At 70.2% G+C, this 4,982-nt stretch carries 4 protein-coding genes and 1 tRNA gene; 4 read left to right on the top strand and 1 reads right to left on the bottom strand.

What is annotated here, in order from left to right:
* Positions 1-933, top strand: a 933-nt coding sequence (locus ACIRDX_RS20485; protein WP_396627293.1) for a Fic family protein, incomplete at its 5' end; no start/stop codon positions are given.
* Between the two features lie 175 nt (positions 934-1,108).
* Here the strand turns inward: ACIRDX_RS20485 and ACIRDX_RS20480 are convergent.
* A tRNA-Lys gene (locus ACIRDX_RS20480) sits at positions 1,109-1,184 on the bottom strand.
* A gap of 136 nt (positions 1,185-1,320) precedes the next feature.
* On the opposite strand from ACIRDX_RS20480, the gene ACIRDX_RS20475 reads away from it, so the two are divergent.
* From ACIRDX_RS20475 to ACIRDX_RS20465, 3 genes are read left to right on the top strand one after another with little or no spacing between them, the layout of a single operon-like run.
* A complete protein-coding gene (locus tag ACIRDX_RS20475) occupies positions 1,321-2,730 on the top strand; it encodes a serine hydrolase domain-containing protein (RefSeq protein ID WP_396627292.1) in 1,410 nt (469 codons plus the stop codon).
* A gap of 13 nt (positions 2,731-2,743) precedes the next feature.
* Positions 2,744-3,433 carry a response regulator transcription factor gene (locus ACIRDX_RS20470; protein WP_396627291.1) on the top strand — a complete coding sequence of 230 codons (690 nt, stop codon included), beginning with the start codon at positions 2,744-2,746 and terminating at the stop codon, positions 3,431-3,433.
* Positions 3,426-4,838, top strand: a complete 1,413-nt coding sequence (locus tag ACIRDX_RS20465) for a sensor histidine kinase (protein ID WP_396627290.1) — start codon at positions 3,426-3,428, stop codon at positions 4,836-4,838. The genes ACIRDX_RS20470 and ACIRDX_RS20465 overlap by 8 nt, the downstream gene beginning before the upstream one ends.
* Positions 4,839-4,982 lie beyond the last annotated feature (144 nt).

The following is a 4,982-nucleotide window of genomic DNA, read 5'->3' as shown; positions in this document are numbered from 1 at the left end:
GAGGCGGTGCTGTCTTCGCAAATCGAAGGCACACAGTCGACGCTCGCCGACCTGTTGCGCTTCGAGACCGACGCCCAGGCCGGCACCCCGTTCAACGACGTGCGCGAGGTGTCCAACTACGTCGACGCGATGATGTACGGGCTGGATCGGCTCCGAGCACTCCCGCTCTCACTGCGGCTCATGCGGGAGATGCACGCGCGACTCCTTCAGGGCGCCAGGGGCAGCGCGCTCGATCCCGGACAGTTTCGACGCAGTCAGAACTGGTTGGGCGGGACCCGGCCGGGCGATGCGCAGTTCGTACCACCGCCGGTGACCGAACTCGATCGCTGTCTCGGCGACCTCGAGGCCTTCATGCACGAGGAGTCGTCTGCCCTGCCGCCGCTCGTCAAGGCGGGCCTGTTGCACGTGCAGTTCGAAACCGTACACCCGTTTCTTGATGGCAACGGCCGCATGGGTCGGCTGCTGGTCACCCTGTACCTGTGCGTGCACGGCGTGCTGACCTCGCCGCTGTTGTACCTGAGCCTCTACCTCAAGACGCATCGCGCCGAGTACTACCGTTTATTGCAGGATGTGCGGGAACGCGGCGCGTGGCGCGAGTGGCTCGCGTTCTTTCTCCGTGGCGTCGAGGAGACGGCGACGCAAGCCTTCACGGCGGCGACCCGGATCGTGCAGCTGTTCGAGGAGGACCGCGCCAGGATCACCGCGGAGAGTGAACGCGCGGGGTCAGCGCTGCGTGTGCATGCCGGGCTCCAGCGGCACCCGTTCAGCACGACGGCGCAGCTCGTCGCGGCGACCGGGCTGTCCGCGCCGACCGTCAACGCGACGCTCGTCGATCTGATCCGCCTCGGCATCGTCGAGGAAGTGACCGGACGACGGCGGGGCCGCGTCTTCGGCTACCGCCAGTACGTCGCCATTCTCGGCGAGGGCACCTGACGCAGTGTGTGATCTGGAGCGAATTGTGGCGGTGAGCCGGCCGTCGCTCTCGAAGAGGCGTGTGGTCCGCCTTCGCGCCGTCGAATCAGAAGCGCTTCGGCGGACAGCCTTCGCCTGAGGAAAACTCGCTACCGCTGGCGAAGCCAGCCGTAGCTCGCCGAAGGGGAGCGAAGGCTGGTGAGCCGGGAAGGAATCGAACCTTCAACCCGCAGATTAAGAGTCTGCTGCTCTGCCAATTGAGCTACCGGCCCACTCAACGTGCGCCGTGAGCGCAACGCCGACCCCGAAAGATAACACAGGTCGGCCGTCGCGCAAATCGTTTCGTCTGCCTGCGCCGTGGCTGGCACCTTGACAGTTCCTTGACACCGGCTCCGTACGATGGCCGGCATGTCTACCGGCCATCGTCTTGCCCTCCTTCTCACCGGACTCCTGATCGCCGGCGGCAGTCGTGCCGCCGCGCAGGAACCCGCGCCGCTGGCCCCCGAGGTCCGGGCGCACGTCGAGGCCTTCTTCGCGGCGCTCGCCTCCGGACAGCCCGACGCCTTCGAGGCCATGGCCCGCGTCCACTGCACGCCGGCATTGCTCGAGCGGCGCACGGCCGCGCAGCGCGCCGAGATGGTGCGTCGCGTCCACGAGGACTTCGGCACCATGACCCTCGACGGCATCCGTCAGGTTGGCGACGACATCGCCCTCGACATCCGGGGCACCACGGGGCTGCGCGGTCGCGCCATGCTGACGCTGGAGGTCGCGCCGCCTCGCCGCGTCGACCGCTTTGGCCTCGAATTGCAGGCGGGCGGGGGAGAAGAAGGCCCCCCGACCATGCCACCGCCGGTGACGGCCGACATGAGCGACGACGCCTTCGATGCCGCCCTGGACGGCTATTTCGCCGCGCGGGCGCAGGCCGGCGAGTTCTCCGGCGTCGTCCTCGTCGCACGCGAGGGCCATCGCCGCTTCGCGCGGGGCTACGGGGAGGCCGACCGCACCACGCACCAGGCCAACACTCCGGCGCTGCGGTTCGACATCGGCTCCATCAACAAGTCCTTCACCCAGGTCGCCGTGGCGCAACTCATCGCGGCCGGCCGCCTGAAGGCGACCGACACGATCGGCGCGCTGCTGCCCGACTATCCGAACGCCGAGGCGCGCGTGGCCACCGTGCAGCAACTGCTCGACCATCGCGGCGGCATCGCCGACCTGTTCGGGCCGCAGTTCGACTCGACCCCGAAGGACACCTTGCGGACCAACCGCGACTACTTCCGCCTGGTCGCGCCGCAGCCCCTCACGTTCGCGCCTGGCACCAGCCGTCGTTACTGCAACGGCTGCTACGTCGTGCTCGGCGAGATCATCGCGCGCGTCTCGGGGCAGGCGTACGAGGCGTACGTCACCCAGCACGTGTTCACGCCGGCCGGCATGACGTCGACCGGCTTCCTTCGTCCCGGACCGGGGCAGGGCGCGGCGCAGGGATACACGACACGCGGTGTCCCGGGCGCCGTTCCGCAGGCCAACACCGACATGCTCGGCGCGGGTGGCAGCGCCGCCGGCGGGGCCCACTCGACCGCTGCCGACCTGCTGGCGTACGCCGAGGCGTTGCGGGCCGATCGCCTGATCGCCCGCGCCGACGCCGCACGCGTGCTCGGCGACAACGGCCCGGCCGGGCAACTGGCCATGGCCGGTGGCGCCCCAGGACTCAACGCGCTGGTGCATGCCTCGCCAGGCGTGGTCGTGGTCGTCCTGGCCAACATGGACCCGCCTCACCCCGAGCAACTCGGAGAGGCCCTCGCGCGGCAGCTCTCGCGTTAGGATTGCCTTGCACATGCCCGATCGGATCCTCGTGGTCGAAGACGACGTCGTCGTCGCCGAGACGCTGGAGGCGTACCTGCAGCGCGCGGGGTACGACGTCCGGGTGGTGCGCGATGGTCGACAGGGACTCGCGCTCGCCAGCGCGGGGACGTTCGCACTCGTCATCCTCGACCTGATGATTCCAGGCCTGTCCGGGCTCGACGTGTGCCGGGAACTGCGCAAAGTGTCGCGCGTGCCGGTCCTGATGCTGACGGCGCGCACCACCGAGGACGACCGCGTGCGCGGCTTCGAGCGCGGCGCCGACGACTACGTCGCCAAGCCGTTCGCCCCGCGAGAGGTCGTCTGCCGCGTCGAGGCGTTGCTGCGTCGCGCGGGGACGACGGAGGCCTCGGCGCCAGGCGCGGAATCGCACGGCGCCCTCGCCCTCGATCGCTGGGCACGCCTCGTCCGTGTCGACGGGCGTCCCGTCGACCTCACGCGCACCGAGTTCGGCCTGCTCGACGCCGTCATCCGTGCGGGGGGCCGTCCACTCACGCGCGAGGAACTGATCGGCCGCGTCTTCGGGCCCGACTACGAGGGGACCGACCGCACCGTCGACACCCACCTGGCGAACCTGCGTCGCAAGCTCGATCCTGACCGCCCCCAGCGGTTCATCACCACGTCGCACGGCATCGGCTACCGGTGGAGCGGCAGCGATGCGTAGCCTGCGGGTACGGCTCCTGCTGGCGGTCGGCCTGCTGGTGATTCTGGCGGTCGTCGCCGTGGCTGTCGGGGCGCGGCGCGACACGCATCGAGAGCTCCTGGAGTACGACGCCCTCCTGACGGACGAATCCCGCGAGATGATGCCGTTCATGATCGAGCGCGTGCACGCCAGGCTCGATGGCGTGTGCTGCGGCGAGGGCGTGATGGACGCTGCGGCGGCGCGGCTGCCGCCACGGGCGCTGGTGTTCGTGTTCGATCCTGATGGCGAGGTGATCGGCAAGGCGGGAGGCGCGCTGGCGTCGCTGCAGGACGTGCATGCGACCGTCATCCACGGCCGTTTCGCCATGACGGCGACGCGTGTCGCCGGCGCTCGACGCGAACGCCTCGCCTTCGAGCTGGTGTCCCCCGGCCGCCTGGTGCGCCTGGCCGATGGCCGGATGGGCACCATCCATGCCCTGCTCGTGCCAGAGCCTGGCCGGCAGGCACGCGTCGCTGCCACCCTTGGCAGCCTCGATCAGGGGCTGCTGCTGCTGACCCTGACCATCGGCACGTGCGGTCTCGTCCTCACGTGGTTCATCGCGCACGGGGCCCTGCGGCCACTTGCTGGACTGCGCGCCGCCACCGCCGCGCTCGGCGACGGCGCCTTCGACCGGCGCGTCCCGGTCCAGGGGCCGAGCGAGGTGGCCGACCTCGCCGTGGACTTCAATCGCCTCGCCGCACGCCTGCAGGATCAACACGCCCTGCGACAGGCCATGACCAACGACGTGGCGCACGAGCTCCGGACCCCGCTCACGGCCATGCGCTGCCGGCTCGAGAGCGTGCGCGACGGCGTCAGCGCCGATCCGACCCGCACCTGCGAGGCGCTGTACGACGACGTGCTGCATCTCACGAGGCTGGTCGACGACCTGCAGGACATCGCCCTGGCGGAATCGCGCGAACTGCGGTTGTCGCGTCGTCCGCTCCGCCTGCGAGACGAGGTCGACGGCGCACTGGCGACGCTCGGGCTCGACGGCGCGCCCCGCGTCCACGTCGACGTCCCCACCGCCCTCGTGGTCGATGCCGACTCGACGCGGCTGCGTCAGGTGCTCGTGAACCTGCTCGGCAACGCGCGCCGACACGCCCCAGAGGATGCCGACATCCGCGGACGGGCGCACGCCGAGGGTGCGGAGGTCGTCGTCGAGGTCGAGAACGACGGCAGTCACATCCCGCCAGACCACCTGGCGCGCGTCTTCGAGCGGTTCTGGCGGGTGGATGCCGCCCGCGATCGCGACAGCGGCGGCTCCGGCCTCGGCCTGGCCATCGTCAAGCACCTCGTCGAGGCGCACGGCGGCCGAGTCTCGGCGCGCAGCAGCGCAACGACCGTGACGATGAGCTTCACATTGCCGGTGGCGTCCACCACGACCTGATCGCCCGTCCTGACCCGACGTCGAGTGCTGACCTTGCCCGAGGTTCCACCGACCTGCGACATTCCGGCATCGCAGCATCGCGGAATTACCGTGGGCCGGCCTGAGAACAGCCGGCCGAACGCTGAGTGCTGACCTTGCCCGAGG

Source organism: Luteitalea sp. (genome assembly GCF_044337415.1).
Lineage (GTDB): Bacteria > Acidobacteriota > Vicinamibacteria > Vicinamibacterales > Vicinamibacteraceae > Luteitalea.
Note: the sequence above shows the minus strand (reverse complement) of the source record. Positions and strands in the feature narration are given on the sequence as shown.